The organism is Streptomyces sp. NPDC093225, from assembly GCF_044753805.1.
Lineage (GTDB): Bacteria > Actinomycetota > Actinomycetes > Streptomycetales > Streptomycetaceae > Streptomyces.
This window is the reverse complement of sequence record NZ_JBIVNX010000031.1, coordinates 59,093-84,621: the sequence shown is the minus strand read 5'-3', so window position 1 is coordinate 84,621 and position 25,529 is coordinate 59,093. Positions and strand designations below refer to the sequence as shown.

Below are 25,529 nucleotides of genomic sequence, written 5' to 3'. Positions count from 1 at the left end.
CGCCCCTGGCCTTCGGCCACCCCAGGCCCGGGCCTGCCTCCGGACCAGCCTGCCATGACGCCTCAAGAGGCTCCCCCACACACCACGGGACGGCCCACTCCCTCGCGAGACGACGACCCGGGTGATGGCGGCCCGGCTGCGCGCGACCCGGCCGTGGCGGCTCAGCGTCGGCTACCCGGACTTGGTGACGCGGTCCTGGTGACTTTGGCCTGGTGACTTGCCCGGAGCGTGCGACGGCCGCACGTCTCCTTGGCGGTGCCCGGTGGGTCCCGTGGTGTGTGGGGGAGGCGCTTGACAGCCCGTGGCAGGCTGGACCGGAGGCAGGCCCGGGCCGGAGGTGGCCGAAGGCCAGGGCGAAGCCCCAAAGCCTCCGGGGTGGGCCTGCCGCAGGGCCTGCAGGCCACGGGCTGTCAAGCGCCGAGGGGACCCACACATCACGGGACCCACCCCCGAAGCGCGGGGACCACCCCGACACCGGCCCCCACAGAACCCACAGGCCACGCCTCAAGCGATCGAAGACGGACCTCCCACGGGGCGAGCCCACCTCGGCAGTAAGCCCCTCAGCAGCAGCCCGCCGCCCCCGGCAGCGTCCGCACGTTGCGCGCCTGCCGGCTGCGCTCGGCCAGCTGGTCGTCGGCCGGGTAGCCGACCTCCTCCAGGGTCAGCCCGTGCGGCCGTACGACGTGGACGGAGGAGTCCCGAACGCCCGCGGCCAGCACCTTCCCGGGCCACTCCACCGGCCGGTGCCCGTCACCGACGTGCAGCAGCGCGCCCACCAGCGAGCGCACCATGTTGTGGCAGAAGGCGTCGGCGCGCACGGTGGCGGTGACGATCCCGTCCTCGGCCCGCTCCCAGCTCAGCCGCTGCAGCGTGCGGATGGTCGTCGCGCCCTCGCGCTTCTTGCAGTACGCCGCGAAGTCGTGCTCGCCGAGCAGCGCCTTCGAGGCCTCGTTCATGGCGTCCACGTCCAGCGTCCAGTCGTGCCACAGCACGTGCCCGCGGCGCAGCGGGTCCACCCCGCCCTTCTGGTCGCCCACGCGGTAGGCGTAGCGGCGCCAGATCGCCGAGAACCGGGCGTTGAAGCCGGCCGGGGCCTCGGCCACCTTCCACACCCGCACGTCGTGCGGGAGGCGTCCGGCGAGCCGCCGCAGCAGCTTGTCGGCGTGCTCGGCCCACACCGCCTCCGGCAGGTCGAAGTGCGCCACCTGCCCGCGCGCGTGCACGCCCGCGTCCGTACGGCCGGCCACCGTCAGGCCCACCGGCTCGGCCAGCCGCATCACGGTCTGCAGGGCGGACTCCAGCTCGCCCTGCACCGTCCGGCGCGTCGCCTGCTTCGCCCAGCCGGAGAAGTCCTTGCCGTCGTACGACAGGTCCAGCCGCACCCGGACGAAACCGGGCTCCACCTCGTCACTCACCCCTGAATCCTCTCAGAACAGCGGAACGGGCCCGCCCCCGGAAGGGGGACGGGCCCGTTCACCAGCCTCGCGGCGACCTAGGGGGCTCAGGCCTCCGTGGTCTCCTCAGCGGCGGTCTCGGTGGCCTCGTCGGCCTCCTTGACGGCGCGCTTGGTGGCGGCCTCGGCCTCGGCGACGGTCGCCTTCTTGGCGATCTCGCCCTCGACCAGCTCGATCACGGCCATCGGGGCGTTGTCGCCACGACGGTTGCCGATCTTCGTGATGCGGGTGTAACCACCCGGACGCTCCGAGTAGCGCGGCGCGATCTCGGTGAAGAGCGTGTGGACGATGCCCTTGTCGGTGATCGTCTGCAGCACCAGGCGACGGTTGTGGATGTCGCCCTTCTTCGCCTTGGTGATCAGGCGCTCGGCGACCGGACGCAGGCGGCGGGCCTTGGCCTCGGTCGTGGTGATGCGGCCGTGCTCGAAGAGCGACTTCGCCAGGTTGGCGAGCAGCAGCTTCTCGTGCGCGGCGGAGCCGCCGAGGCGGGCGCCCTTAGCGGGACGCGGCATGGTGTTTCTCCTCTGTGCTGCACCGGCCGTATCAGGTACCGGTGGCAGTCCCTACCGACTTTTGCCGGCGGGTGTACGGAGGGCCCGGACAGCGCCCGGGCCTCCCGCAAGCGTGAATCAGTACTGCTCGGTCTCGACGAAGCCGGCGTCGGCGTCGTCGTCCGCGCCGAACGCGTCGGCGGCGGCCGTCGGGTCGAACCCGGGCGGGCTGTCCTTCAGGGCCAGGCCCATGCCGGCCAGCTTCGCCTTGACCTCGTCGATCGACTTCGCACCGAAGTTGCGGATGTCGAGCAGGTCGGCCTCGGAGCGGGCGACGAGCTCACCCACGGAGTGGATGCCCTCGCGCTTGAGGCAGTTGTACGAGCGGACCGTGAGCTCGAGCTCCTCGATCGGCAGCGCCAGGTCGGCGGCCAGGGCGGCGTCCGTCGGGGACGGGCCCATGTCGATGCCCTCGGCGTCGATGTTGAGCTCGCGGGCCAGACCGAACAGCTCGACCAGGGTCTTACCGGCGGACGCCATGGCGTCGCGCGGGCGCATGGCCTGCTTGGTCTCGACGTCGACGATCAGCTTGTCGAAGTCGGTGCGCTGCTCGACACGGGTCGCCTCGACCTTGTAGGTGACCTTGAGCACGGGGCTGTAGATGGAGTCGACCGGGATGCGGCCGATCTCCTGGCCCACCTGCTTGTTCTGGACGGCGGAGACGTAGCCGCGACCGCGCTCGACGGTCAGCTCCATCTCCAGCTTGCCCTTGCCGTTCAGCGTGGCGAGGACCAGGTCCGGGTTGTGCACCTCGACACCGGCCGGGGGCGCGATGTCGGCGGCGGTCACCAGACCGGGGCCCTGCTTGCGCAGGTACATCACGACGGGCTCGTCGTGCTCCGAGGAGACGACCAGCTGCTTGATGTTCAGGATGATGTCGGTGACGTCCTCCTTGACACCCGGCACGGTGGTGAACTCGTGCAGGACGCCGTCCACGCGGATGCTGGTGACGGCGGCACCCGGGATGGAGGACAGGAGGGTACGGCGCAGGGAGTTGCCGAGGGTGTAGCCGAAGCCCGGCTCCAGCGGCTCGATCACGAACCGCGAGCGGTACTCGTCGACGACCTCTTCGGTCAGCGAAGGACGCTGAGCGATAAGCATGTCTGTTTCCTTCAGTCGTGGACGCCCACTATTTGACGTCCGACGGGTCGCTGCGCGCCGTACGGCGCGACAGCGGTACTGCAAGCGTACGGGCGGTACACCCCCCGGAGGGGCCGTACCGCCCGAACACTCAGCTCAGTGCGTCGAAACGCGCTGGTCGAACCCGCAGAACGGGGTCAGACGCGGCGGCGCTTCGGCGGGCGGCAGCCGTTGTGCGGGGTGGGGGTGACGTCCTGGATCGAACCCACCTCGAGGCCGGTGGCCTGGAGGGAGCGGATCGCGGTCTCACGGCCGGAGCCGGGACCCTTGACGAAGACGTCGACCTTGCGCATGCCGTGCTCCTGCGCGCGACGGGCGGCCGACTCGGCGGCCATCTGCGCGGCGAACGGGGTGGACTTGCGCGAGCCCTTGAAGCCGACGTGGCCGGCGGAGGCCCAGGAGATCACGTTGCCGGTCGGGTCCGTGATGGACACGATCGTGTTGTTGAACGTGCTCTTGATGTGGGCGTGGCCGTGAGCGACGTTCTTCTTTTCCTTGCGGCGCACCTTCTTGGCAGCGCCCTGACGACCCTTGGGGGGCATCTCTTACTCCTACAGGGAGGTGGTCGGTCCTATAGCAAGACCGCTGGAAAGCGAGTCCGCTGAGGACTACTTCTTGCCCGGCTTCTTCTTACCGGCGATGGCGCGACGCGGGCCCTTGCGGGTACGGGCGTTCGTGCTGGTGCGCTGACCGTGGACCGGCAGGCCACGGCGGTGCCGAATGCCCTGGTAGCACTGGATCTCGATCTTGCGGCGGATGTCGCCCTGGATCTCGCGGCGGAGGTCACCCTCGGTCTGGAGGTTGGCGTCCACGTACTCGCGGATCTTGACGAGGTCCTCTTCGGCCAGGTCGCGAACGCGGGTGTTCGGGTCCACGCCGGTGGAGGCGAGGATCTCCTTGGACCGGGTGCGCCCGATACCGAAGACGTAGGTGAGTGCGATCTCCACACGCTTTTCGCGCGGGATGTCAACACCGGAAACGCGTGCCATTCAATGGCTCCTGTGTGTTCGGGGGTCTGCCACAGAGCCGCTCCCGACCGCCGTATGAGGTACGTATCGGGTCCCCGGCCCCCGCCGGAGGTGCCGCCGACCCTTGCGGGCTGGGCGGGCTCTGCGTTTTTACGTTGTTACTTACGTCGCGCGAAGAACTGCGAAGTGCAGGTCGGCGTGCGTCAGCCCTGGCGCTGCTTGTGGCGCAGGTTGTCGCAGATGACCATGACCCGGCCGTGACGGCGGATCACCTTGCACTTGTCGCAGATCTTCTTGACGCTCGGCTTGACCTTCATGGGATGTGAGGTTCTCCGGGTCAGTGCCACCACCCCGCAGGGGCGAATGCCCGCACGGGAGTGCGACAAGATCTACTTGTACCGGTAGACGATCCGGCCACGCGTCAGGTCGTAGGGAGAGAGCTCCACCACGACCCGGTCGTCCGGGAGGATTCGGATGTAGTGCATCCGCATCTTTCCGGAGATGTGCGCGAGGACCTTGTGACCGTTCTGGAGCTCCACCTTGAACATGGCGTTCGGGAGAGACTCGATCACGGTGCCCTCGATCTCGATGGCACCTTGCTTCTTGGCCACGCTTCGCCTTTCGAATCGGCTACCTTGATCAGCTCCTCGCGACGCATGCGGACATGCGGGTGCAAAGGAGCCGACGAGTCAGTCTACGTCAGGGCACCCAGAAAGACGAATCCGGAGAGTTTGCCCACCAACATAGATCACTAAGCGGCCTGCTCGGCCCGGCGGGGCGGGCTTCAGCCCAGCGGATCGGGCGCGGTCGTCACGCCGTACTCCGCCAGCTTCGCCTTGCCGCAGTCGGGCGAGGTCAGGACGATCGGGCCGGCCTCGGTCAGGGCGATCGAGTGCTCCCAGTGCGAGGACCAGGTGCCGTCCGTGGTGATGACGGTCCAGTCGTCCGCGAGCACCTCGGTCTGCGCGGTGCCCAGCGAGACCATCGGCTCGATGGCCAGGCACACGCCCGGGACCAGCTTGATGCCCTTGCCCCGCTTGCGCGAGACGTAGTTCAACAGGTGCGGGTCCATGTGCATCTCGGAACCGATGCCGTGGCCGCCGTAGTCCTCGATGATCCCGTACCGGCCGAGGCTGTGGTCACCGGTGGCCGGCCGCGGCTGGCGCTTGATGAACGACTCGATGGCCTTGGAGATGTCCACCAGCCGGTTGCCCAGCTTCATGGCCGCGATGCCGGCCCACATGGACTCCTCGGTCACCCGGGACAGCTCGATCAGCTCCGGCGCGTGGCCCGTGCCCACGAAGGCGGTGTACGCCGCGTCGCCGTGCCAGCCGTCCACGATCGCGCCGCAGTCGATCGAGATGATGTCGCCGTCCTTGAGGACGGTCTTCTCGTCGGGGATGCCGTGGACCACGACCTCGTTCACGGAGGTGCAGATGGTCGCGGGGAAGCCGCCGTACCCCAGGAAGTTCGACTTCGCGCCGTGATCGGCGATCACCTTGCGGGCGACCTCGTCCAGGTCCTTCGTGGTGGCGCCGGGCACGGCCGCCTCACGGGTGGCCGCGTGGATGGCGGCGACGACCAGCCCCGCCTCGCGCATCTTCGCGATCTGCTCCGGGGTCTTGATCTGGACCATGCCCTTGCCTTCCGGGTGTGACGGGTGTCTCGGCTGCTCTGCTCAACAGTACGGCCGCGGCGTCCAGCGGACACCGCGGCCGTACGGGGTACTACGGGCGATCGGAGGCGAGCGGGTACTCCGGTCGCGGACCGCACCACCGGGAGCTCACCCGGTCGGGCGATCGCGAGATCAGCCCTCGGACTTGTTCAGGGCGCCCATCGCGCGCCGCGTGACGTCCTGGACCTCGCCCAGCGCCGAGATCGTGACGACGAGGCCCTGGGCCTTGTAGTAGTCGATGATCGGCTCGGTCTGGGTGTGGTACACGTCCAGCCGGTTGCGCACGGTGTCCTCGGTGTCGTCCGGACGCTGGTACAGCTCGCCGCCGCAGGCGTCGCAGACGCCCTCGGTCTTCGGCGCCTTGTACGACACGTGGAAGACGTGCGCCGAGTCGTTGCGGCAGATCCGGCGGCCGGCGATGCGCTTGACGACCTCGTCCTCGGGGACCTCCAGGTCGAGCACGGCGTCCAGCTTCATGTCGGCGCCCTGCAGCATCGAGTCGAGGGCCTCGGCCTGCGACACGTTGCGCGGGAAGCCGTCGAGCAGGAAGCCGTTCACGGCGTCCGCCTGCTCCATGCGGTCCTTGGCCATGCCGATGGTGACCTCGTCCGGCACCAGGTCGCCGGCGTCCATGTACGCCTTCGCCTTCTTGCCGAGCTCGGTGCCCTGGCTGATGTTGGCGCGGAAGAGGTCGCCCGTGGAGATGTGCGGGATCGACAGATTCTTCGCGAGGAACGCGGCCTGCGTTCCCTTGCCCGCACCAGGCGGCCCGACGAGGACGATACGCATCAGCGGAGGAACCCTTCGTAATTGCGCTGCTGGAGCTGGCTCTCGATCTGCTTCACGGTCTCCAGGCCCACACCCACGATGATGAGGATGCTCGTCCCGCCGAACGGGAAGTTCTGGTTCGCGCCGAAGCCCGCCAACGCCATCGTCGGCACAAGAGCGATGAGACCCAGGTACAGCGACCCCGGCCAGGTGATCCGGTTGAGCACGTAGCTCAGGTACTCGGCAGTAGGTCGGCCAGCCCGGATGCCCGGGATGAAGCCACCATACTTCTTCATGTTGTCGGCTACTTCCTCGGGGTTGAAAGAAATCGCCACGTAGAAGAACGCGAAGAAAACGATCAGGAGGAAGTAGGCGGCGATGTAGTACGGGTGGTCGCCCTTGACGAAGTGCTTCTGGATCCAGGTGGCCCAGCCCGCGGTCGAGCCGGAGAACTGGACGATCAGTGCCGGGATGTAGAGCAGCGACGAAGCGAAGATGACCGGGATCACACCCGCCTGGTTGACCTTCAGCGGGATGTAGGTCGAGGTGCCGCCGTACGCGCGGCGACCGATCATGCGCTTCGCGTACTGGACCGGGATGCGGCGCTGGGCCTGCTCGACGAAGACCACGAGGGCCACCATCGCGAGGCCGACGAGGATCACCACGCCGAACTCGACCCAGCCGTCGGCGATCTTGCCCTGGAGCTTGATCTGCCAGAGGGCGCCGACGAAGCCGGCCGCGATCGAGATGAACATCAGGATCGACATGCCGTTGCCGACGCCGCGGTCGGTGATGAGCTCGCCGAGCCACATGACGACACAGGTACCGGCGGTCATCGTGATGACCATGACGGCGGTGCTGAAGATCGACTGGTCAGGAACGATCTGGCCCGCCTGGGCGCAGCCGGAGAAGAGCGCGCCGCTGCGGGCGGTGGCGACGAGGCCGGTGCCCTGCAGGATCGCGAGCGCGACGGTCAGGTACCGGGTGTACTGCGTGATCTTGGCAGTGCCGGCCTGACCCTCCTTCTTGAGGTTCTCCAGCCGGGGAATGACCACGGTCAGCAGCTGCAGGATGATGCTCGCCGTGATGTACGGCATGATGCCGAGCGCGAAGATCGTGATCTGCAGCAGCGCGCCGCCGCTGAACATGTTGACCAGCCCGAACAGGCTGTTGCTCGAACCCGCCTGGTTCACGCAGAACTGGACGGCCTTGTAGTCCACGCCCGGGACGGGTACGTGCGACCCGAGCCGGAACAGCATGATGATGCCGAGCGTGAAGAGCAGCTTCTTGCGCAGGTCGGGCGTCTTGAACGCCCGGGCGAACGCGGTGAGCACGGTGCCTCCTGCGACCCCCGCGCTACTGCGTCAGAGGTGACGGTCTGAGGATCGACGTATGTGTACAAGCAAAGGTGCAGGCCACCTTACCGGCGACAGCGCCCCCCTAGGAACGACCAACCGGGGATGCCCCATATGTGAGGCATCCCCGGTCGGAGTTTCTAGCTTCTAGCCACGGAACTCGTCTCAGACGAGCTCGGTGACGGTGCCGCCGGCGGCGGCAATCTTCTCCTTGGCGGAGGCGGAAACGGCGTCAACCGAAACCTGCAGCGCCACGGAGATCTCGCCCTGGCCCAGGACCTTGACGAGCTGGTTCTTGCGCACGGCACCCTTGGCGACCAGGTCGGCCACGGTGACCTCGCCACCCTGCGGGTACAGGGCCGCGAGCTTGTCCAGGTTCACGACCTGGAACTCGGTGCGGAACGGGTTCTTGAAGCCCTTCAGCTTCGGGAGGCGCATGTGGAGCGGCATCTGGCCACCCTCGAAGCGCTCCGGAACCTGGTAACGGGCCTTCGTGCCCTTGGTACCACGACCGGCCGTCTTACCCTTCGACGCCTCACCACGACCCACACGGGTCTTGGCGGTCTTGGCGCCCGGGGCGGGACGGAGGTTGTGGATCTTGAGCGGGTTGTTCTCCGCCATGATCAGTCGACCTCCTCAACCGTCACGAGGTGGCGGACGGTGTGCACCATGCCGCGGAACTCGGGGCGGTCCTCCTTGACGACCACGTCGTTCAGGCGCTTGAGCCCGAGCGAACGCAGGGTGTCGCGGTGGTTTTGCTTGCTACCGATGTACGACTTCGTCTGCGTGATCTTGAGGCGAGCCATTACGCACCCGCTCCCGCACGCGCACGAAGCAGGGCCGCGGGGGCGACGTCCTCGAGCGGCAGACCGCGGCGGGCCGCGATCTCCTCGGGACGCTGCAGGCCCTTCAGGGCCTCCACGGTCGCGTGCACGATGTTGATCGCGTTGTCGGAGCCGAGCGACTTCGACAGGATGTCGTGAACGCCGGCGCACTCCAGGACGGCGCGCACCGGGCCACCGGCGATAACACCGGTACCGGGGGAAGCAGGCTTCAGCAGGACGACGCCCGCAGCCTTCTCACCCTGGATCGGGTGGGGGATGGTGCCCTGGATGCGGGGGACCTTGAAGAAGTGCTTCTTGGCCTCCTCAACACCCTTGGCGATGGCGGCCGGCACCTCCTTGGCCTTGCCGTAACCGACACCCACGGTGCCGTCACCGTCACCCACCACGACCAGCGCGGTGAAGGAGAAACGACGACCACCCTTGACAACCTTGGCGACGCGGTTGATCGCGACTACGCGCTCAACGTACGCGGTCTTCTCGGCGGCAGCAGCGCCACCGTCGCGACCCTTCCGGTCCCGCCGCTCGCCGCCACCGGCACCGCTTCCGCGGCGCTGGGGTCCAGCCATTGGATTACCTCTCTCTGTTACGTCCGTTAGTCCCGGAACCGGGGCTTAGAACTTCAGCCCGGCTTCGCGGGCGGCGTCAGCCAGAGCGGCAATGCGCCCGGCGTACCTGTTGCCACCACGGTCGAACACGACGGCCTCGACGCCGGCGGCCTTGGCGCGCTCAGCGACCAGGGCACCGACCTGCTTGGCCTGCGCGGACTTGTCACCCTCGCCACCGCGGATCGACGCGTCCAGGTGGGACGCCGACGCCAGGGTGTGGCCCTGGATGTCGTCGATCACCTGGGCGGTGATGCCGCGGTTGCTCCGGTTGACGACCAGGCGCGGACGCTCGGCCGTACCGGAGATGGTCTTGCGGATGCGGATGTGGCGGCGCTGCTTAGCGGTCCGCTTGTAAGCGTCGCCCTTGGCGATCTTCACACCGTATGCCATGGCTTTACTTACCAGCCTTTCCGACCTTGCGGCGGATGACCTCGCCCGCGTACTTGACACCCTTGGCCTTGTACGGGTCGGGCTTCCGCAGCTTGCGGATGTTGGCGGCGACCTCGCCGACCTTCTGCTTGTCGATGCCCTCGACCGAGAACTTGGTCGGCGACTCGACCTTGAAGGAGATCCCCTCGGGGGCCTCCACCAGGATCGGGTGGCTGTAGCCGAGCTGGAACTCCAGGTCGGAGCCCTTCGCGGCCACGCGGTAACCGACACCGCTGATCTCGAGCGCCTTGGTGTATCCCTGGGTCACACCGGTGATCATGTTGGCCACCAGCGTGCGGGACAGGCCGTGAAGGGCCTTGTTCTGACGCTCGTCGTTCGGGCGGGTGACGTTGAGAACGCCGTCCTCGCCCTTAACGATCTCGATCGGAGCGGCAACGGTGTGGGTCAGGGAGCCCTTGGAGCCCTTGACGGTGACCGTGCGGCCCTCGATGGTGACGTCCACGCCGGCGGGAACCGGGATGGGGAGCTTGCCAATACGAGACATAGCTTTTCCTCCGTTCCCGACTACCAGACGTAGGCGAGGACTTCCCCACCCACGCCCTTCTTCTGCGCCTGCTGGCCGGTCAGGAGACCGTGGGACGTGGAGATGATCGCCACGCCCAGGCCGCCGAGGACCTTCGGCAGGTTGGTGGACTTCGCGTACACGCGCAGACCCGGCTTCGAGATGCGCTTGATGCCGGCGATCGAGCGCTCGCGGTTCGGACCGAACTTCAGCTCGAGAACGAGGTTCTTACCGACCTCGGCGTCCTCGACCTTCCAGCCGGTGATGAAACCCTCCTGCTTGAGGATTTCCGCGATGTGCGACTTGATCTTGCTGTGCGGCATCACGACGGTGTCGTGGTACGCCGAGTTAGCGTTACGCAGACGCGTGAGCATGTCTGCGATGGGGTCAGTCATGGTCATGAATTGGCCTTCGGCCTCTCTCGCCGGGGTTTCCTGTATGCGCCATCCCTCTCCCCACTCAGAGGCGGGACGGGTGCGGCGCGGGGACCTACGGCGTAGTAAGTCGGTAGGGCGGCGGACGCCCAACCCCACAAGCCTACGGCATGCGGGACGGGCGGTCCGCCGACCAGTTGCTTACCGAGAGCGCTCGGAAACCCTCAACACCCAGTGGGTGAAGGGATTTACCAGGAGCTCTTGGTCACGCCCGGCAGCTCGCCACGGTGAGCCATCTCACGGAGGCACACGCGGCACAGGCCGAACTTGCGGTACACGGAGTGCGGACGACCGCAGCGCTGGCAGCGGGTGTACGCGCGCACGCCGAACTTGGGCTTGCGGGCAGCCTTCGCGATGAGAGCCTTCTTCGCCATCTCGCTCACGCCTCCTTGAAGGGGAAGCCGAGGTGACGAAGGAGCGCGCGGCCCTCAGCGTCGTTGGTCGCCGTGGTGACCACGGTGATGTCCATACCCCGGGTACGGTCGATCTTGTCCTGGTCGATCTCGTGGAACATGACCTGCTCCGTGAGACCGAAGGTGTAGTTGCCACGGCCGTCGAACTGCTTCGGCGACAGACCACGGAAGTCGCGGATGCGCGGCAGCGCGAGCGACAGCGTACGGTCCAGGAACTCCCACATGCGGTCACCGCGGAGGGTGACGTGGCAGCCGATCGGCTGACCCTCACGCAGCTTGAACTGCGCGATGGACTTGCGGGCCTTGGTCACGGCCGGCTTCTGACCGGTGATCGTGGTGAGGTCGCGGACAGCGCCCTCGATCAGCTTCGAGTCACGGGCGGCGTCGCCGACACCCATGTTGACCACGATCTTCACGAGGCCGGGCGTCTGCATGACGTTCTCGTACTTGAACTCGTCACGCAGCTTGCCCGCGATCTCCTCGCGGTACTTCGTCTTCAGACGCGGAGTGGTAGCCATCAGATGTCCTCACCCGTGCGCTTGGCAACGCGGATCTTGTTGCCCTCGTCGTCGAAGCGGAAACCGACGCGGGTGACGACCTTCTTGCCGTCCTTCTCCACGACCAGCTGGACGTTCGAAACGTGGACGGGGGCCTCGGTGATCACGATGCCGCCGGCCTGGTTCGGACCAGCCTTGGTGTGCTTCTTGACCCGGTTGACACCCTCGACCAGGACGCGGTTCTCAGTCGGCAGGGCCTGGATGACCTTGCCCTGCTTGCCCTTGTCCTTACCGGTGATGACCTGGACCAGGTCGCCCTTCTTGATCTTCATGCTTACAGCACCTCCGGCGCGAGCGAGATGATCTTCATGAACTTCTTCTCGCGCAGCTCACGGCCGACCGGGCCGAAGATGCGGGTGCCGCGAGGGTCGCCGTCGTTCTTCAGAATGACGGCGGCGTTCTCGTCGAAGCGGATGTACGAGCCGTCCTGGCGGCGGCGCTCCTTGACGGTGCGAACGATGACCGCCTTGACGACGTCACCCTTCTTCACGTTGCCACCGGGGATCGCGTCCTTGACGGTGGCGACGATGACGTCACCGATGCCCGCGTAGCGGCGGCCGGAGCCACCGAGAACACGGATGCAAAGGATCTCCTTGGCACCAGTGTTGTCGGCGACACGAAGCCGCGACTCCTGCTGGATCACGTCTATCTCCTGTTTGTCTGCCGGTTCCCGGCAGGGGCTTCAGCGAAGCCCCTGCCGAGCCTGGCGGAACTGACCTGAGGGAAACCCCTCAGGTAATTACTTGGCCTTCTCGAGGATCTCGACGACGCGCCAGCGCTTCGTCGCGGACAGCGGCCGGGTCTCCATGAGGAGGACGCGGTCGCCGACGCCCGCAGCGTTCTGCTCGTCGTGCGCCTTGAGCTTGTTCGTACGGCGGATGACCTTGCCGTACAGGGCGTGCTTCACGCGGTCCTCGACGGCGACGACGACGGTCTTGTCCATCTTGTCGCTGACGACCAGACCCTCGCGGGTCTTGCGGAAGCCGCGCTCGGTCTTGTTCTCAGTCACGTTGTTCTCGCTCATCAGGCGCTCTCCACCGTCTCGATGCCGAGCTCGCGCTCGTGCATCAGGGTGTAGATCCGGGCGATGTCCTTACGGACGGACTTGAGCCGACCGTTGTTCTCCAGCTGACCCGTGGCCGCCTGGAAACGGAGCTTGAACAGCTCTTCCTTGGCCTCACGAAGCTTGGCAACGAGCTCCTCGTTGCCCAGCTCGCGCAGCTCCGACGCCTTGGTACCGGCCGCCATCACGACTCACCTGCCTCGCGCTTGACGATCCGGCACTTCATCGGCAGCTTGTGGGCCGCACGAGTCAGAGCCTCACGCGCAATCTTCTCGTTCGGGTAGGACAGCTCGAACATCACCCGGCCGGGCTTGACGTTCGCGATCCACCACTCCGGGGAACCCTTACCGGAACCCATGCGGGTCTCGGCGGGCTTCTTCGTCAGCGGACGGTCCGGGTAGATGTTGATCCAGACCTTGCCGCCACGCTTGATGTGACGGGTCATCGCGATACGAGCGGACTCGATCTGACGGTTCGTCACGTAGGCCGGGGTGAGGGCCTGGATGCCGTACTCGCCGAATGCGACCTCAGTACCGCCCTTGGCCATACCGTTGCGCTTCGGGTGGTGCTGCTTGCGGTGCTTGACCCTACGGGGGATCAGCATGTCGGTCAGGCCTCCGTTCCGGTGCTCTCGGCCGGAGCAGCGGCAGCGGCCTCGGCCTTGGGGGCCTCGGCAGCGGCGTTCTGCTGCGGCTTGCGGCCGCGACCGCCACGCTCGCCACCACGGCCACCGCGGCCGGCCGGGCGGTCAGCGCCGCCACGGGCCGGACGGTTGCCGGCACGGGCGGCAGCGTTCTCGGCGCGGACCTCGGCGATGTTCTTGACGTCGCCCTTGTAGATCCAGACCTTCACGCCGATGCGGCCGAAGGTGGTCTTGGCCTCGAAGAAGCCGTACTCGACGTTCGCGCGCAGCGTGTGCAGCGGCACACGACCCTCGCGGTAGAACTCCGAGCGGGACATCTCGGCGCCGCCGAGACGGCCACCACACTGGATCTTGATGCCCTTGGCGCCGGCCTTCATGGCGGACTGCATGCTCTTGCGCATGGCCCGACGGAAGGAGACGCGGGAGGAGAGCTGCTCGGCAACGGCCTGGGCCACGAGCTGAGCGTCGACCTCGGGGTTCTTGACCTCGAGGATGTTCAGCTGGACCTGCTTGCCCGTGAGCTTCTCGAGGTCGCCGCGGATGCGGTCGGCCTCGGCGCCACGACGGCCGATGACGATGCCCGGACGGGCGGTGTGGATGTCCACGCGGACACGGTCACGGGTGCGCTCGATCTCAACCTTCGAGATGCCGGCGCGCTCCATGCCGGACGTCATCATCCGACGGATGGCGACGTCTTCCTTGACGTAGTCCTTGTACAGCTTGTCGGCGTACCAGCGCGACTTGAAGTCGGTGGTGATGCCGAGCCGGAACCCGTGCGGGTTTACCTTCTGGCCCATTACCGGGTTCCTTCCTTGCTGCTGACGACCACGGTGATGTGGGAGGTCCGCTTGCGGATCCGGTAGGCACGGCCCTGGGCACGCGGACGGAACCGCTTCAGGGTCGGGCCCTCGTCAACAAACGCCTCGCTGATGAAGAGCGAGGAGGCGTCCGTGTGGTTGTAGTTGTGCGCGGCGTTGGCAATGGCGCTGTCGAGCACCTTGCCGACCGGCACAGATGCGGCCTGCGGGGCGAAACGCAGGACCGCCTGGGCCTCCGTGGCGTCCATGCCACGGATGAGGTCCACCACACGGCGGGCCTTCATGGGCGTGACGCGGATGTACCGCGCCTGGGCCCTGGCTTCCATGGTTGTCCCTTCGGTGTAAGTCATAGTCGTTCCCACCCCGCGATTAGCGGCGCTTCGACTTCCGGTCGTCCTTGACGTGGCCGCGGAAGGTGCGAGTCGGCGAGAACTCGCCGAGCTTGTGGCCGACCATGGACTCGGTGACGAACACCGGGACATGGGTCTTGCCGTTGTGCACCGCGATGGTGTGACCCAGCATGCTGGGGATGATCATCGAGCGACGGGACCAGGTCTTGATGACGTTCTTGGTGCCGGCTTCGTTCTGGGCGTCCACCTTCTTTACGAGGTGGTCGTCGACGAAGGGCCCCTTCTTGAGACTGCGCGGCATCTAAACCCGCTCCTAGCGCTTCTTGTTCGTCTTGCGGCGGCGGACGATGTACTTGTTCGAAGCCTTCTTCGGCGAACGAGTACGACCCTCCTTCTGACCCCACGGGGAGACCGGGTGGCGACCACCGGAGGTCTTGCCCTCACCACCACCGTGCGGGTGGTCAACCGGGTTCATCGCGACACCGCGGACGGTCGGGCGAACGCCCTTCCAGCGCATGCGGCCGGCCTTGCCCCAGTTGATGTTCGACTGCTCGGCGTTGCCGACCTCGCCGACGGTGGCGCGGCAGCGCACGTCGACCAGGCGGATCTCACCGGACGGCATACGAAGGTGGGCGTGCGTGCCCTCCTTCGCCAGCAGCTGCACGGAGGCGCCCGCAGAACGGGCGAACTTGGCACCGCCACCGGGACGGAGCTCGATCGCGTGGATCGTGGTACCGACCGGGATGTTGCGGAGCGCCAGGTTGTTACCGGGCTTGATGTCGGCCGTCGGGCCGTTCTCGATCCGGTCGCCCTGGTTCAGGCCGCGCGGAGCGATGATGTAGCGCTTCTCGCCGTCCGCGTAGTGCAGGAGGGCGATGCGGGCGGTGCGGTTGGGGTCGTACTCGATGTGAGCGACCTTGGCCGGCACGCCGTCCTTGTCGTGACGACGGAAGTCGATCACGCGGTAGGCGCGCTTGTGGCCACCACCCTGGTGGCGAACGGTCACACGACCGGCGTTGTTACGGCCGCCCTTGCTGTGCAGGGGGCGGACCAGCGACTTCTCCGGCGTGGACCGCGTGATCTCGACAAAGTCGGCGACGCTGGAGCCACGACGGCCCGGGGTCGTCGGCTTGTACTTGCGGATACCCATTTCTCAGTCCTCGTCCGATTCCGGACGACTCGGACTCCGTTAGGAGACCGGGCCGCCGAAGATGTCGATACGGGCGCCCTCGGCAAGGGTGACGATGGCGCGCTTGGTGTTGGCGCGCTTACCGAAACCGGTGCGGGTGCGCTTGCGCTTGCCCTGGCGGTTGATCGTGTTCACCCCGGTGACCTTGACCGAGAAGACCGCCTCGACGGCCTGCTTGATCTGGGTCTTGTTGGCACGGGGGTCGACGATGAACGTGTACTTGTTCTCGTCCAGCAGCGCGTAGCTCTTCTCGGAGACGACCGGGCGGACAAGGATGTCGCGCGGGTCCGTGAAGGTCTTGCTGGTGATCGTGGCCTCAGACATCAGCCCTCGTTCCCTTCGGTCTCAGCGGCCTTGGGGCCAGACACGAAGGACTCGAAGGCGGCCTGGGTGAAGACCACGTCGTCCGAGACGAGCACGTCGTACGTGTTCAGCTGGCCCGGCTCCAGGATGTGCACCTGGGGCAGGTTGCGGGCGGACAGCCACGCGGCCTCGTCGGCACGGTCGACGACCAGGAGCAGGTTCTTGCGCTCCGAGATCTTGCCGAACAGCGTCTTGGCGGCCTTGGTGGAAGCGGCACCCTCGACCACGCCGGAGACGACGTGGATGCGGGAGTGACGGGCCCGGTCGGTGAGGGCACCGCGGAGGGCGGCGGCCTTCATCTTCTTCGGGGTCCGCTGCGAGTAGTCACGCGGCACGGGGCCGTGCACGACGCCACCGCCGGCGAACTGCGGCGCACGGGTCGAACCCTGACGGGCGCGGCCGGTGCCCTTCTGGCGGTACGGCTTCTTACCACCACCGCGGACCTCGCCACGCGACTTGACCTTGTGCGTACCCTGACGGGCGGCGGCCAGCTGCGCGACGACGACCTGGTGGATCAGCGGAACGCTGACCTTGGCGTCGAAGATCTCGGCCGGGAGCTCAACGGTCCCGGTCTTGTCGCCGGCAGGCGACAGAATGTCAATGGTGCTCATAGTCCTCAGGCCCCCTTGGCCGCAGTGCGGACCAGGACGAGGCCGCCGTTCGGACCAGGAACCGCGCCCTTGATGAGCAGCAGGCCCTTCTCCGCGTCAACGGCGTGAACGGTCAGGTTCTGGGTGGTGACTCGGTCGTTACCCATGCGGCCGGCCATCTTCATGCCCTTGAAGACACGGCCCGGGGTGGCGCAGCCACCGATCGAACCGGGCTTGCGGTGCACGCGGTGGGCACCGTGCGAAGCCTTGCCACCACGGAAGTTGTGGCGCTTCATGACACCGGCGAAGCCCTTGCCCTTGCTCGTGCCCGTGACGTCAACCTTGACGCCGGACTCGAACACCTCGGCAGTGACCTCCTGGCCCAGCGTGTACTCGCTGGCGTCGGAGGTGCGGATCTCCACCAGGTGGCGGCGCGGGGTCACGTCGGCCTTGGCGAAGTGGCCCTTGAGGGGCTTGTTCACCTTGCGCGGGTCGATCTCGCCGAAGGCGATCTGGACCGACTCGTAGCCGTCGATGTCGTTCGTACGGACCTGGGTGACAACGCAGGGTCCGGCCTTGACGACGGTCACCGGGACGACACGGTTGTTCTCGTCCCAGACCTGGGTCATGCCGAGCTTCTCGCCCAGGACGCCCTTGATCTGCTTAGCCATCTTCTCGACGCCTCTCAGAGCTTGATCTCGATGTCAACGCCGGCCGGAAGGTCCAGGCGCATCAGCGAGTCAACGGTCTTGGGGGTCGGGTCGAGGATGTCGATCAGGCGCTTGTGCGTGCGCATCTCGAAGTGCTCGCGCGAGTCCTTGTACTTGTGCGGCGACTTGATGACGCAGTACACGTTCTTCTCAGTGGGCAGCGGCACCGGGCCCGCGACCGACGCACCAGTGCGGGTCACCGTCTCGACGATCTTCTTCGCCGAGGAGTCGATGACCTCGTGGTCGTAGGCCTTGAGCCGGATGCGGATCTTCTGTCCCGCCATGGCTACTTCGTAGTCCTTTGTCTCAATGGAACGCTCTGGTACTCGGTGCGCTTGCGTTTCCGCGGCTTCTCTCCGACCCACGCGGTCGGGCGTGTCGCGCCCCCTCTTCGAAAATTCCCATACGGAAATTCCCTGCTTGAGGGTTTGCGATCCTTTCCCGGATCACGCTTCGGGGGAGAAACACCCACCGAGTGCCTGGTGTGCACCCCGCCCACGCTTCCCGGAAGATTCCCGTACGTCCGCCCCATTGCTGCCCTGGGGCAGATAAAGGCGACGAGTACTGTGGGACTCGCTTCCGGTCCTCCCGGCGGGAGGCGCGCAGCATCGGTACTCAACCGAGCAACTTGAACAGTCTGCCATACATGACGCAGAGGGCGCCAATCGCAAGCGGGAAGGGTACTCCAAGTCACATTTCGCAGGCGCATGCGACATGCCGAAGGGCCCCGGTCCACCGCTCGCGCGGTGGGCCGGGGCCCTCGGTGGATGCTCCGGGGAGCTACCAGGTCAGAGCACGAATTACTTCGTGATCTTGGTGACCTGGCCGGCGCCGACGGTCCGGCCACCCTCACGGATGGCGAACTTCAGGCCCTCCTCCATGGCGATGGGCTGGATCAGCTGGACGGACATCTCGGTGTTGTCGCCCGGCATGACCATCTCGGTGCCCTCGGGGAGGGTCACAACGCCCGTCACGTCCGTGGTACGGAAGTAGAACTGCGGACGGTAGTTGTTGAAGAACGGCGTGTGGCGGCCACCCTCGTCCTTGGACAGGATGTAGGCCTGGGCCTCGAACTCGGTGTGCGGCGTGACCGAACCGGGCTTGATGATGACCTGGCCGCGCTCGACGTCCTCGCGCTTGATGCCGCGGAGCAGCAGACCGACGTTCTCACCGGCCTGGCCCTCGTCGAGCAGCTTGCGGAACATCTCGATGCCGGTGACCGTGGTGGTGGTCTTCTCCTGCTTGATGCCGATGATGTCAACGGTCTCGTTGACCTTCAGGACACCACGCTCGATGCGGCCGGTGACGACCGTACCGCGACCGGTGATGGTGAAGACGTCCTCGACCGGCATCAGGAAGGGCAGCTCGGTCGCGCGCGCCGGGGTGGGGATGGACTCGTCCACGGCCGCCATGAGGCCGAGGAGCTTCTCGCCCCACTCCTTGTCGCCCTCGAGGGCCTTGAGCGCGGAGACCTGGACGACCGGAAGGTCGTCGCCCGGGAAGTCGTACTCGGAGAGCAGCTCACGGACCTCGAGCTCGACGAGCTCCAGGATCTCCTCGTCGTCCACCATGTCGGCCTTGTTCAGGGCGACGACGATGTACGGAACGCCGACCTGGCGGGCCAGGAGCACGTGCTCCTTGGTCTGCGGCATCGGGCCGTCGGTGGCGGCGACCACGAGGATGGCGCCGTCCATCTGCGCGGCACCGGTGATCATGTTCTTGATGTAGTCCGCGTGACCCGGGCAGTCGACGTGGGCGTAGTGACGCGCCTCGGTCTGGTACTCGACGTGCGCGATGGAGATGGTGATACCGCGCTGGCGCTCCTCAGGAGCCTTGTCGATCTGGTCAAAGGCCGAGGCCTCGTTCAGGTCGGGGTACGCGTCGTGCAGCACCTTGGTAATGGCGGCCGTGAGGGTCGTCTTACCGTGGTCGATGTGACCGATGGTGCCGATGTTGACGTGCGGCTTAGTCCGCTCGAACTTCGCCTTCGCCACTGGGGTCCTCCTGTGGAGTGGTTCTGTACGCCTTACTCATCGGCGCCAGGTGATCTTTGCTGGGATGCCGGCTCCCCCGGGGCAACGTCGACGGTTGCCGTTGTTGCCCCAGGGACTCCGGTGACAAGCCTAAAGCGTGTACTCGGAAGAGTTACTCGCCCTTGGCCTTCGCGATGATCTCCTCGGCGACGTTCCTCGGAACCTCGGCGTAGGAGTCGAACTGCATCGAGTAGCTTGCGCGACCCGAGGTCTTGCTGCGGAGGTCGCCGACGTAGCCGAACATCTCCGAAAGCGGCACGAGGCCCTTCACGACACGGGCGCCGTGACGCTCCTCCATGGCCTGGATCTGGCCACGGCGGGAGTTGATGTCGCCGATGACCTCACCCATGTAGTCCTCGGGCGTGGTGACCTCGACGGCCATCATCGGCTCGAGCAGCACGGGGCTGGCCTTGCGCGCACCCTCCTTGAACGCCTGCGAACCGGCGATCTTGAAGGCGAGCTCGGAGGAGTCGACCTCGTGGTAGCCACCGTCGAGGAGGATGACGCGGACGCCGGTCATCTCGTAGCCGGCCAGGATGCCGAACTGCATGGCCTCCTGCGCACCGGCGTCGACCGAAGGGATGTACTCCTTCGGGATGCGGCCACCGGTGACCTTGTTCACGAACTCGTACGCCGGACCATCGGCGTCCGTGATCGGCTCGATCGCGATCTGCACCTTGGCGAACTGACCGGTACCACCGGTCTGCTTCTTGTGGGTGAAGTCGATGCGCTCGACGGCCTTGCGGATCGTCTCGCGGTACGCGACCTGCGGCTTGCCGACGTTGGCCTCGACCTTGAACTCGCGCTTCATACGGTCGACCAGCACCTCGAGGTGCAGCTCGCCCATACCGCCGAGGATGGTCTGGCCCGTCTCCTCGTCCGAGTGAACGTGGAAGGAGGGGTCCTCCTCCGCGAGACGCTGGATGGCGACACCCAGCTTCTCCTGGTCACCCTTGGACTTGGGCTCGATGGCGACCTGGATGACCGGCGCCGGGAAGTCCATGGACTCCAGGATGACCGGCTGCTTCTCGTCGCACAGCGTCTCACCGGTGGTGGTCTGCTTCAGGCCCATGACGGCGACGATGTCGCCGGCGCCCACCGAGTCGATCTCCTCACGCTTGTTCGCGTGCATGCGGTAGATCTTGCCGATGCGCTCCTTCTTGCCCTTGACGGAGTTCAGCACCGAGGTGCCGGCCTCCAGGCGGCCCGAGTAAACCCGGACGAAGGTGAGCTTGCCGAGGTGCGGGTCGCTCATGATCTTGAACGCCAGCGCCGCGAGGGGCTCCTCGTCGGACGGCTTGCGCTTCACGACGACCTCGGCGTCCTTGACGTCGTGGCCCTCGATGGCCTCGATGTCCAGGGGCGACGGCAGGTAGCGGACGACGGCGTCGAGCAGGGGCTGAACACCCTTGTTCTTGAACGCCGTGCCACAGAACACCGCGGTGACGGTCGTGCCGCCACCCTTGCCCGAGCTGAGGATGATGCGACGGACGGCGGCGTGCAGCTGCTCCACGGACGGCTCCTCGCCGCCCAGGTACAGCTCCATGATCTCGTCGTCGTTCTCGGCGACGGTCTCGACCAGCTTGCCGCGCCACTCCTCGGCGGCCTCGGCGTGCGTGGCCGGGATGTCGACGATGTCGTACATCTCGCCCTTGGTCGCCTCGGCGGACCAGACGAACGCCTTCATCGTGACGAGGTCGACGACACCCTGGAAGTCGGCCTCGGCACCGATGGGAAGCTGCATCACGATCGGAACCGCGCCCAGGCGGTCCTTGATCATGTCGACGCAGCGGTGGAACTCGGCACCGGTGCGGTCGAGCTTGTTGACGAAGCAGATGCGCGGGACGCCGTAACGGTCGGCCTGGCGCCACACCGTCTCGGACTGCGGCTCGACACCGGCAACACCGTCGAACACCGTGACGGCACCGTCGAGGACGCGGAGCGAACGCTCCACCTCGACCGTGAAGTCCACGTGGCCCGGGGTGTCGATGATGTTGATCGTGTGATCGACGTCCTCGAGCGGCCAGTGGCAGGTCGTCGCGGCGGACGTGATGGTGATGCCGCGCTCCTGCTCCTGCTCCATCCAGTCCATCGTGGCGGCGCCGTCGTGGACCTCACCGATCTTGTAAGACACACCGGTGTAGAACAGGATGCGCTCGGTGGTGGTCGTCTTGCCCGCGTCGATGTGGGCCATGATGCCGATGTTGCGCACCTTGGCCAGGTCAAGCGAAGTGGTAGCCATAAGGCTTCAGTCTTCTCTCGGTCTCTCGATGTGGGTTGCGACTACCAGCGGTAGTGCGCGAAGGCCTTGTTGGACTCGGCCATCTTGTGCGTGTCCTCGCGCTTCTTGACCGCAGCGCCGAGGCCGTTCGAGGCGTCCAGCAGCTCGTTCATGAGGCGCTCGGTCATGGTCTTCTCGCGGCGGGCGCGGGAGTAACCCACGAGCCAGCGGAGGGCCAGGGTCGACTGGCGACCCGGCTTGACCTCGACCGGGACCTGGTAGGTCGCGCCACCGACACGGCGGGACTTGACCTCGAGGGACGGCTTGACGTTCTCCAGCGCGCGCTTCAGCGTGATGACCGGGTCGTTGCCGGTCTTGTCACGGAGGCCTTCCATGGCGCCGTAGACGATGCGCTCGGCGGTGGAGCGCTTGCCGTCCAGCAGGATCTTGTTGATCAGCGACGTCACCAGAGGAGAGCCGTAGACCGGGTCGATGATGACCGGGCGCTTCGGGGCGGGGCCCTTACGAGGCATTCTTACTTCTCCTTCTTGGCGCCGTAGCGGCTGCGGGCCTGCTTGCGGTTCTTGACAGCCTGCGTGTCAAGCGCACCGCGGATGATCTTGTAACGAACACCCGGCAGGTCCTTCACACGGCCACCACGCACGAGCACGATCGAGTGCTCCTGCAGGTTGTGACCCTCACCCGGGATGTAGGCCGTGACCTCGATGCCCGAGGTCAGACGCACACGCGCGACCTTACGGAGGGCCGAGTTCGGCTTCTTCGGGGTGGTGGTGAAGACACGCGTGCAGACGCCACGGCGCTGCGGCGAGGCGTTCAGCGCGGGCGTCTTCGTCTTCTCGACCTTGTCCTGCCGGCCCTTTCGGACCAGCTGCTGGATCGTAGGCACTACTTCTCCGGTTTCTGTGTGCCGTCGTAAAACTAACCTGGAACATCTCCGACCCACGCGGTCGGGCGTGTCGAATGCTGTAGGTCTCCGCAGGTGGCGGGGACGTACAGATCGCGGTGGCTGCGGCTCCTCGTGTGCGGTGATGGACACGCACAGGAGCCCAGGCACACCCCAGGCACAAGGTCTGAGCGTACCTATCCCATCCACTCCGGTCAAAACAAATGCCCACGCCCCACAGGAGCCACAGCGTCCGCCGGACATAACACCCTAGACTCCCCTATCGCATGCCATAAAGGGCTACGGAGGGGAACATCGTGGGGATCACGACGTCAGGGGCCCGTCGGGCCGGGTCCGCACCGCTGGATCCGGCCCTCCCGACAAGACCCAACGATCCCCGCCGCCGCTGGTCACCCCCGGCGGCGGAGCCGCTGTACGCCCCCGCCCTCGCCTTCGTGCTCACCACGGCCGCCTTCTGCACCTCCTGGGCGCTGCGCGGCCAGACCCCCTTCGGCTCCCGGCCGCGCGCCGTCAACGACCAGGCGAACCAGTACGTCCCGTTCCACAAGGGGCTGTGGGACCTCGTCCACGGCCACGGCGCCGGAGACCTGTTCCTCAACTGGCGCGGCGGCTTCGGCCAGCAGTACCTGGCCGACTACGCCACCTACCTGGGCAACCCCTTCTCGTGGCTGACCGTCCTGGTCCCCCGCCGCCACGTCGACGTCGCCGTCTTCGCCCTGAGCCCCCTGACCATGGGCCTGGCCGCCGCCCTGATGGCCGTCTACCTGGGCCGCCTCGCTCCCGGCTCCTGGTGGCAGCGCGGCGTCCTCGGCGCCTGCTACGGCCTGTGCGGCTGGGCGCTCAGCGACGCCTCGTACATCCCCATGTGGCTCTGGGGCCTGGCCGCGCTCCCGCTGCTGGGCATCGCCGTCGAGTGGTGCGTGGAGGGCCGGCGCTGGCCGGCCGCCGCACTGCTGGTGGCGCTCGCCTGGGCCGGCAACTTCTACACCGGGATGATGGCCACGATCGCCGCCACCGTGCTGCTGGCCGTCCGCCTGCTGACGCTGCCGCTGACCGGGCGCGAGCGGGGCCGGGCGCTCGTCCGCGCGTACACCGCGGCCGGCACCGGCATCCTGCTGGTCCTGCCGCTGCTGCTGCCCTCCTACCTCGCCAGCAAGGCCTCCCAGCCGACCCGGGTCGGCAGCTTCGACCCGCAGCCCCTGGACGTCTTCCTCACCGGGATGCTGCCGGCCACCCACCTGTGGGGCGGCCGGCCCCGGCTGTACGTCGCCTCGCTCGCGCTGGTCCTGGCCCTCTCGTTCTTCTTCGACCGGCGCACGGCCGGCCGCACCCGGCTGGTCTGGGGAGCGGCGCTGGTGCTGGTCGCCGCCTCCTTCCAGTTCCCGCCCACCCAGTTCGTGTGGCACGGACTGGCGGTGCCGAACGGCAACCCGTACCGCGAGGCCTTCGTCTTCAGCGCCCTGGTCGTGATCGTGGCCTGGCTGGCCCTGGCCGGCCGGCCGCGCCCCGCGCAGCTCGCGGCCGGCCTGGGCGTCCTCGTCGGCGCGACCGTCCTGCTCCGCCGCACGGACGACTTCGGGTCCGCCACCTGGGTCGCGGTGCTCGGCGGCGGCGCGCTCTCGCTGGCCGCACTGCTCCTGTACCTGCGCGGGGGGCGGCGGCTGCTGCCGGTCGCCGCCGTCCTCATGGCCGCGGTCGTGCTGGCCGAGTCCGCCCTCGCGGCCACCGAGGCGGACACCCGCCGGGCGCGGGAGCGGTGGGCGCAGCCGGCCGCCACCGCCGGGGCCTCCTTCGACCACCGGCTGGCCGCCGTGGACCGGGTCGACGGCTGGCCGCGCTACCGGACCGACTCGGGCCTGCCGCAGAGCGCGTACAACGACGCCCTCGCCTTCCGGGCGGAGGGGCCGCAGTACTACAGCAGCTACCTCTCCTCGGCCACGTACCGGGCGCTGGAGCCGCTGGGCTACGGCTTCAAGAACGACGGGCGCACCTTCTTCGGCGCCGACGACCCCGTCCTGGACGCGGTCTTCTCGATCGGCGCCCGGGTCCGTCCCGCGGCCGGCGCCCCGGAGGCCTGGACCGGCTCGGTCTTCCCCGCTCCCCCGCTGGTGACCGTGCGCGCCGCCCCGTACGCCTCCCCCCACCCGGCGGGCGTCTGGTCCCGCCGGGAGGACGTCCTGGGCGCCACGGTCTACGAGGTCCCGGCGGGCCCCGCGCACCTGCCGGCGTACACCGCCCGCTGCGCCCCCGGCACCGAGGCCTTCTGGTACTCCCCCGGCCTGACCGGCACCCTGACCGCGGCCGGCGCCTCCCACCCGCTCGCCGCCCGGCAGACGGGCGTCCTGCGGCTGGGCACGGTGCCGGCCTCGGGCCGCGTGGTGGTCTCCGTACGGGCCCGCGGCGGGACCCCCGCGCACCCGCTGGCCTGCCTGGACCCGGCCGCGCTCGGGCGGGCCGTCCGGCACCTGACCGCCACCGGCGCCACCCGCGTCGCCGTCGCCGGCCACTCCCTCACCGCGACGCTGCCGCCGCGGACCGCCGGCAGCACGGCCGTGCCCGCCCGTACCGCCGTCACCGCGGCCCGCCCCGCGTCCGCCCCGGCCGTCGCGGTCGTCGCCACCACGGCCGTACCGGGCTGGCACTGCTCCGGCCCGGCCACCCCCTTCCACGGCCTCCTCGCCGTGCGCCTCGCCCCCGGCACCGACCGGGTCTCCTGCTCCTTCACCCCGCCCGGCCTCGCCCCCGCCCTCGCCGGCGCCGCCCTCGGCCTGCTGGCCCTCACCGCCGTGGCCGCGGCCCCGCTGCTGCGCCGCCGACGCGCGGCCCGACTGCCCTGACCGCCGCGGCCCGGGACCTCCGGGTACGCGGAAGCCCCCCGCCGCTCCACGGAGCGACGGGGGGCTTCTC

The 25,529-nt window shown here is 67.6% G+C and carries 36 protein-coding genes; 1 reads left to right on the top strand and 35 read right to left on the bottom strand.

The window, feature by feature from the left end; genetic code table 11:
- Window positions 1-560: 560 nt before the first annotated feature.
- The 35 genes from truA to rpsL all read right to left on the bottom strand — a co-directional run bounded on the left by truA (window position 561) and on the right by rpsL (window position 22,604).
- Window positions 561-1,415, bottom strand: a complete 855-nt coding sequence (gene truA / locus ACIQCH_RS25685) for a tRNA pseudouridine(38-40) synthase TruA (RefSeq protein ID WP_402584520.1) — start codon at window positions 1,413-1,415, stop codon at window positions 561-563.
- 86 nt (window positions 1,416-1,501) lie between these two features.
- A complete protein-coding gene (gene rplQ, locus ACIQCH_RS25680; protein WP_402584518.1) occupies window positions 1,502-1,966 on the bottom strand; it encodes a 50S ribosomal protein L17 in 465 nt (154 codons plus the stop codon).
- Window positions 1,967-2,083: 117 nt separating this feature from the next.
- Window positions 2,084-3,106, bottom strand: a complete 1,023-nt coding sequence (locus ACIQCH_RS25675; protein WP_030201531.1) for a DNA-directed RNA polymerase subunit alpha — start codon at window positions 3,104-3,106, stop codon at window positions 2,084-2,086.
- Window positions 3,107-3,282: 176 nt separating this feature from the next.
- The gene (gene rpsK / locus ACIQCH_RS25670; protein ID WP_003948617.1) at window positions 3,283-3,687 is read right to left on the bottom strand and encodes a 30S ribosomal protein S11; all 405 of its coding nucleotides are present in this window, start codon (window positions 3,685-3,687) and stop codon (window positions 3,283-3,285) included.
- Window positions 3,688-3,753: 66 nt separating this feature from the next.
- Window positions 3,754-4,134 carry a 30S ribosomal protein S13 gene (gene rpsM / locus ACIQCH_RS25665; RefSeq protein WP_030201533.1) on the bottom strand — a complete coding sequence of 127 codons (381 nt, stop codon included), beginning with the start codon at window positions 4,132-4,134 and terminating at the stop codon, window positions 3,754-3,756.
- 182 nt (window positions 4,135-4,316) lie between these two features.
- The gene (gene rpmJ / locus ACIQCH_RS25660; protein ID WP_003956441.1) at window positions 4,317-4,430 is read right to left on the bottom strand and encodes a 50S ribosomal protein L36; all 114 of its coding nucleotides are present in this window, start codon (window positions 4,428-4,430) and stop codon (window positions 4,317-4,319) included.
- Window positions 4,431-4,502: 72 nt separating this feature from the next.
- A complete protein-coding gene (gene infA / locus ACIQCH_RS25655) occupies window positions 4,503-4,724 on the bottom strand; it encodes a translation initiation factor IF-1 (protein ID WP_003956442.1) in 222 nt (73 codons plus the stop codon).
- Window positions 4,725-4,897: 173 nt separating this feature from the next.
- Window positions 4,898-5,749: a type I methionyl aminopeptidase gene (map, locus tag ACIQCH_RS25650; RefSeq protein WP_402584516.1), complete on the bottom strand. Its 852-nt coding sequence runs from the start codon at window positions 5,747-5,749 to the stop codon at window positions 4,898-4,900.
- Between the two features lie 171 nt (window positions 5,750-5,920).
- A complete protein-coding gene (locus ACIQCH_RS25645) occupies window positions 5,921-6,577 on the bottom strand; it encodes an adenylate kinase (protein ID WP_402584514.1) in 657 nt (218 codons plus the stop codon).
- Window positions 6,577-7,890 (bottom strand): preprotein translocase subunit SecY, encoded by a 1,314-nt coding sequence (gene secY, locus ACIQCH_RS25640; RefSeq protein ID WP_402584512.1) that lies wholly within the window; start codon window positions 7,888-7,890, stop codon window positions 6,577-6,579. The genes ACIQCH_RS25645 and secY overlap by 1 nt, the downstream gene beginning before the upstream one ends.
- A 186-nt stretch (window positions 7,891-8,076) precedes the next feature.
- A complete protein-coding gene (gene rplO, locus ACIQCH_RS25635) occupies window positions 8,077-8,532 on the bottom strand; it encodes a 50S ribosomal protein L15 (protein WP_030201548.1) in 456 nt (151 codons plus the stop codon).
- Between the two features lie 2 nt (window positions 8,533-8,534).
- Window positions 8,535-8,717 (bottom strand): 50S ribosomal protein L30, encoded by a 183-nt coding sequence (gene rpmD, locus ACIQCH_RS25630; RefSeq protein ID WP_005313525.1) that lies wholly within the window; start codon window positions 8,715-8,717, stop codon window positions 8,535-8,537.
- On the bottom strand, window positions 8,717-9,322 hold the full coding sequence (gene rpsE / locus ACIQCH_RS25625) for a 30S ribosomal protein S5 (protein ID WP_030201551.1): 606 nt from the start codon (window positions 9,320-9,322) through the stop codon (window positions 8,717-8,719). Before rpsE ends, rpmD begins: the two co-directional genes overlap by 1 nt.
- A gap of 45 nt (window positions 9,323-9,367) precedes the next feature.
- Window positions 9,368-9,751: a 50S ribosomal protein L18 gene (gene rplR, locus ACIQCH_RS25620; protein ID WP_402584509.1), complete on the bottom strand. Its 384-nt coding sequence runs from the start codon at window positions 9,749-9,751 to the stop codon at window positions 9,368-9,370.
- A gap of 4 nt (window positions 9,752-9,755) precedes the next feature.
- Window positions 9,756-10,295: a 50S ribosomal protein L6 gene (gene rplF, locus ACIQCH_RS25615; protein ID WP_030201556.1), complete on the bottom strand. Its 540-nt coding sequence runs from the start codon at window positions 10,293-10,295 to the stop codon at window positions 9,756-9,758.
- A 20-nt stretch (window positions 10,296-10,315) separates the two neighbouring features.
- A complete protein-coding gene (rpsH, locus tag ACIQCH_RS25610) occupies window positions 10,316-10,714 on the bottom strand; it encodes a 30S ribosomal protein S8 (RefSeq protein WP_030201558.1) in 399 nt (132 codons plus the stop codon).
- A gap of 221 nt (window positions 10,715-10,935) precedes the next feature.
- The gene (locus ACIQCH_RS25605) at window positions 10,936-11,121 is read right to left on the bottom strand and encodes a type Z 30S ribosomal protein S14 (protein WP_003956452.1); all 186 of its coding nucleotides are present in this window, start codon (window positions 11,119-11,121) and stop codon (window positions 10,936-10,938) included.
- Window positions 11,122-11,126: 5 nt separating this feature from the next.
- Window positions 11,127-11,678: a 50S ribosomal protein L5 gene (rplE, locus tag ACIQCH_RS25600; protein ID WP_030201560.1), complete on the bottom strand. Its 552-nt coding sequence runs from the start codon at window positions 11,676-11,678 to the stop codon at window positions 11,127-11,129.
- The gene (gene rplX, locus ACIQCH_RS25595) at window positions 11,678-11,989 is read right to left on the bottom strand and encodes a 50S ribosomal protein L24 (RefSeq protein WP_402584506.1); all 312 of its coding nucleotides are present in this window, start codon (window positions 11,987-11,989) and stop codon (window positions 11,678-11,680) included. Before rplX ends, rplE begins: the two co-directional genes overlap by 1 nt.
- A 2-nt stretch (window positions 11,990-11,991) precedes the next feature.
- Window positions 11,992-12,360, bottom strand: coding sequence for a 50S ribosomal protein L14 (rplN, locus tag ACIQCH_RS25590; RefSeq protein WP_003956455.1), 369 nt, complete (start codon window positions 12,358-12,360; stop codon window positions 11,992-11,994).
- Window positions 12,361-12,456: 96 nt separating this feature from the next.
- Window positions 12,457-12,741 carry a 30S ribosomal protein S17 gene (gene rpsQ, locus ACIQCH_RS25585; RefSeq protein WP_135338455.1) on the bottom strand — a complete coding sequence of 95 codons (285 nt, stop codon included), beginning with the start codon at window positions 12,739-12,741 and terminating at the stop codon, window positions 12,457-12,459.
- Window positions 12,741-12,965, bottom strand: coding sequence for a 50S ribosomal protein L29 (rpmC, locus tag ACIQCH_RS25580; protein ID WP_030201568.1), 225 nt, complete (start codon window positions 12,963-12,965; stop codon window positions 12,741-12,743). Before rpmC ends, rpsQ begins: the two co-directional genes overlap by 1 nt.
- Window positions 12,965-13,384, bottom strand: coding sequence for a 50S ribosomal protein L16 (rplP, locus tag ACIQCH_RS25575; RefSeq protein WP_030201570.1), 420 nt, complete (start codon window positions 13,382-13,384; stop codon window positions 12,965-12,967). The genes rpmC and rplP overlap by 1 nt, the downstream gene beginning before the upstream one ends.
- Window positions 13,385-13,389: 5 nt before the next feature.
- On the bottom strand, window positions 13,390-14,220 hold the full coding sequence (gene rpsC / locus ACIQCH_RS25570; protein ID WP_402584503.1) for a 30S ribosomal protein S3: 831 nt from the start codon (window positions 14,218-14,220) through the stop codon (window positions 13,390-13,392).
- Complete coding sequence (gene rplV, locus ACIQCH_RS25565; RefSeq protein WP_030201575.1) at window positions 14,220-14,567, bottom strand: 50S ribosomal protein L22; 348 nt, start codon at window positions 14,565-14,567, stop codon at window positions 14,220-14,222. The genes rpsC and rplV overlap by 1 nt, the downstream gene beginning before the upstream one ends.
- Window positions 14,568-14,610: 43 nt before the next feature.
- Window positions 14,611-14,892: a 30S ribosomal protein S19 gene (rpsS, locus tag ACIQCH_RS25560; RefSeq protein WP_007265903.1), complete on the bottom strand. Its 282-nt coding sequence runs from the start codon at window positions 14,890-14,892 to the stop codon at window positions 14,611-14,613.
- A gap of 12 nt (window positions 14,893-14,904) precedes the next feature.
- The gene (gene rplB, locus ACIQCH_RS25555; RefSeq protein ID WP_030201578.1) at window positions 14,905-15,741 is read right to left on the bottom strand and encodes a 50S ribosomal protein L2; all 837 of its coding nucleotides are present in this window, start codon (window positions 15,739-15,741) and stop codon (window positions 14,905-14,907) included.
- 39 nt (window positions 15,742-15,780) lie between these two features.
- Window positions 15,781-16,104 carry a 50S ribosomal protein L23 gene (rplW, locus tag ACIQCH_RS25550; RefSeq protein WP_030201581.1) on the bottom strand — a complete coding sequence of 108 codons (324 nt, stop codon included), beginning with the start codon at window positions 16,102-16,104 and terminating at the stop codon, window positions 15,781-15,783.
- Entirely contained in the window at window positions 16,104-16,754 is a 651-nt protein-coding gene (rplD, locus tag ACIQCH_RS25545; RefSeq protein WP_030201584.1) for a 50S ribosomal protein L4, read from the bottom strand. The genes rplW and rplD overlap by 1 nt, the downstream gene beginning before the upstream one ends.
- 5 nt (window positions 16,755-16,759) lie before the next feature.
- Window positions 16,760-17,404 carry a 50S ribosomal protein L3 gene (gene rplC, locus ACIQCH_RS25540; RefSeq protein WP_030201586.1) on the bottom strand — a complete coding sequence of 215 codons (645 nt, stop codon included), beginning with the start codon at window positions 17,402-17,404 and terminating at the stop codon, window positions 16,760-16,762.
- A 14-nt stretch (window positions 17,405-17,418) separates the two neighbouring features.
- A complete protein-coding gene (rpsJ, locus tag ACIQCH_RS25535) occupies window positions 17,419-17,727 on the bottom strand; it encodes a 30S ribosomal protein S10 (RefSeq protein WP_003948644.1) in 309 nt (102 codons plus the stop codon).
- A 516-nt stretch (window positions 17,728-18,243) separates the two neighbouring features.
- Window positions 18,244-19,437 (bottom strand): elongation factor Tu, encoded by a 1,194-nt coding sequence (gene tuf / locus ACIQCH_RS25530; protein WP_402584500.1) that lies wholly within the window; start codon window positions 19,435-19,437, stop codon window positions 18,244-18,246.
- 151 nt (window positions 19,438-19,588) lie between these two features.
- Window positions 19,589-21,718 (bottom strand): elongation factor G, encoded by a 2,130-nt coding sequence (fusA, locus tag ACIQCH_RS25525; protein WP_402584498.1) that lies wholly within the window; start codon window positions 21,716-21,718, stop codon window positions 19,589-19,591.
- A 41-nt stretch (window positions 21,719-21,759) separates the two neighbouring features.
- The gene (gene rpsG, locus ACIQCH_RS25520) at window positions 21,760-22,230 is read right to left on the bottom strand and encodes a 30S ribosomal protein S7 (RefSeq protein ID WP_030201589.1); all 471 of its coding nucleotides are present in this window, start codon (window positions 22,228-22,230) and stop codon (window positions 21,760-21,762) included.
- A gap of 2 nt (window positions 22,231-22,232) precedes the next feature.
- Window positions 22,233-22,604 (bottom strand): 30S ribosomal protein S12, encoded by a 372-nt coding sequence (rpsL, locus tag ACIQCH_RS25515; RefSeq protein ID WP_030201594.1) that lies wholly within the window; start codon window positions 22,602-22,604, stop codon window positions 22,233-22,235.
- Window positions 22,605-22,918: 314 nt separating this feature from the next.
- On the opposite strand from rpsL, the gene ACIQCH_RS25510 reads away from it, so the two are divergent.
- Window positions 22,919-25,459 carry a YfhO family protein gene (locus ACIQCH_RS25510; protein ID WP_402584495.1) on the top strand — a complete coding sequence of 847 codons (2,541 nt, stop codon included), beginning with the start codon at window positions 22,919-22,921 and terminating at the stop codon, window positions 25,457-25,459.
- The last annotated feature ends 70 nt before the right edge of the window (window positions 25,460-25,529 follow it).

What these genes read in the sequence shown, in the direction of transcription:
- rplQ (WP_402584518.1), bottom strand. Translation starts at nt 1,966, where the DNA reads ATGCCGCGTCCCGCTAAGGGCGCCCGCCTCGGCGGCTCCGCCGCGCAC.
- ACIQCH_RS25675 (WP_030201531.1), bottom strand. Translation starts at nt 3,106, where the DNA reads ATGCTTATCGCTCAGCGTCCTTCGCTGACCGAAGAGGTCGTCGACGAG.
- rpsK (WP_003948617.1), bottom strand. Translation starts at nt 3,687, where the DNA reads ATGCCCCCCAAGGGTCGTCAGGGCGCTGCCAAGAAGGTGCGCCGCAAG.
- rpsM (WP_030201533.1), bottom strand. Translation starts at nt 4,134, where the DNA reads ATGGCACGCGTTTCCGGTGTTGACATCCCGCGCGAAAAGCGTGTGGAG.
- rpmJ (WP_003956441.1), bottom strand. Translation starts at nt 4,430, where the DNA reads ATGAAGGTCAAGCCGAGCGTCAAGAAGATCTGCGACAAGTGCAAGGTG.
- map (WP_402584516.1), bottom strand. Translation starts at nt 5,749, where the DNA reads ATGGTCCAGATCAAGACCCCGGAGCAGATCGCGAAGATGCGCGAGGCG.
- ACIQCH_RS25645 (WP_402584514.1), bottom strand. Translation starts at nt 6,577, where the DNA reads ATGCGTATCGTCCTCGTCGGGCCGCCTGGTGCGGGCAAGGGAACGCAG.
- rplO (WP_030201548.1), bottom strand. Translation starts at nt 8,532, where the DNA reads ATGGCGGAGAACAACCCGCTCAAGATCCACAACCTCCGTCCCGCCCCG.
- rpmD (WP_005313525.1), bottom strand. Translation starts at nt 8,717, where the DNA reads ATGGCTCGCCTCAAGATCACGCAGACGAAGTCGTACATCGGTAGCAAG.
- rpsE (WP_030201551.1), bottom strand. Translation starts at nt 9,322, where the DNA reads ATGGCTGGACCCCAGCGCCGCGGAAGCGGTGCCGGTGGCGGCGAGCGG.
- rplR (WP_402584509.1), bottom strand. Translation starts at nt 9,751, where the DNA reads ATGGCATACGGTGTGAAGATCGCCAAGGGCGACGCTTACAAGCGGACC.
- rplF (WP_030201556.1), bottom strand. Translation starts at nt 10,295, where the DNA reads ATGTCTCGTATTGGCAAGCTCCCCATCCCGGTTCCCGCCGGCGTGGAC.
- rpsH (WP_030201558.1), bottom strand. Translation starts at nt 10,714, where the DNA reads ATGACCATGACTGACCCCATCGCAGACATGCTCACGCGTCTGCGTAAC.
- ACIQCH_RS25605 (WP_003956452.1), bottom strand. Translation starts at nt 11,121, where the DNA reads ATGGCGAAGAAGGCTCTCATCGCGAAGGCTGCCCGCAAGCCCAAGTTC.
- rplE (WP_030201560.1), bottom strand. Translation starts at nt 11,678, where the DNA reads ATGGCTACCACTCCGCGTCTGAAGACGAAGTACCGCGAGGAGATCGCG.
- rplX (WP_402584506.1), bottom strand. Translation starts at nt 11,989, where the DNA reads ATGAAGATCAAGAAGGGCGACCTGGTCCAGGTCATCACCGGTAAGGAC.
- rpsQ (WP_135338455.1), bottom strand. Translation starts at nt 12,741, where the DNA reads ATGAGCGAGAACAACGTGACTGAGAACAAGACCGAGCGCGGCTTCCGC.
- rpmC (WP_030201568.1), bottom strand. Translation starts at nt 12,965, where the DNA reads ATGGCGGCCGGTACCAAGGCGTCGGAGCTGCGCGAGCTGGGCAACGAG.
- rplP (WP_030201570.1), bottom strand. Translation starts at nt 13,384, where the DNA reads ATGCTGATCCCCCGTAGGGTCAAGCACCGCAAGCAGCACCACCCGAAG.
- rpsC (WP_402584503.1), bottom strand. Translation starts at nt 14,220, where the DNA reads ATGGGCCAGAAGGTAAACCCGCACGGGTTCCGGCTCGGCATCACCACC.
- rplV (WP_030201575.1), bottom strand. Translation starts at nt 14,567, where the DNA reads ATGGAAGCCAGGGCCCAGGCGCGGTACATCCGCGTCACGCCCATGAAG.
- rpsS (WP_007265903.1), bottom strand. Translation starts at nt 14,892, where the DNA reads ATGCCGCGCAGTCTCAAGAAGGGGCCCTTCGTCGACGACCACCTCGTA.
- rplB (WP_030201578.1), bottom strand. Translation starts at nt 15,741, where the DNA reads ATGGGTATCCGCAAGTACAAGCCGACGACCCCGGGCCGTCGTGGCTCC.
- rplW (WP_030201581.1), bottom strand. Translation starts at nt 16,104, where the DNA reads ATGTCTGAGGCCACGATCACCAGCAAGACCTTCACGGACCCGCGCGAC.
- rplD (WP_030201584.1), bottom strand. Translation starts at nt 16,754, where the DNA reads ATGAGCACCATTGACATTCTGTCGCCTGCCGGCGACAAGACCGGGACC.
- rplC (WP_030201586.1), bottom strand. Translation starts at nt 17,404, where the DNA reads ATGGCTAAGCAGATCAAGGGCGTCCTGGGCGAGAAGCTCGGCATGACC.
- rpsJ (WP_003948644.1), bottom strand. Translation starts at nt 17,727, where the DNA reads ATGGCGGGACAGAAGATCCGCATCCGGCTCAAGGCCTACGACCACGAG.
- fusA (WP_402584498.1), bottom strand. Translation starts at nt 21,718, where the DNA reads ATGGCTACCACTTCGCTTGACCTGGCCAAGGTGCGCAACATCGGCATC.
- rpsG (WP_030201589.1), bottom strand. Translation starts at nt 22,230, where the DNA reads ATGCCTCGTAAGGGCCCCGCCCCGAAGCGCCCGGTCATCATCGACCCG.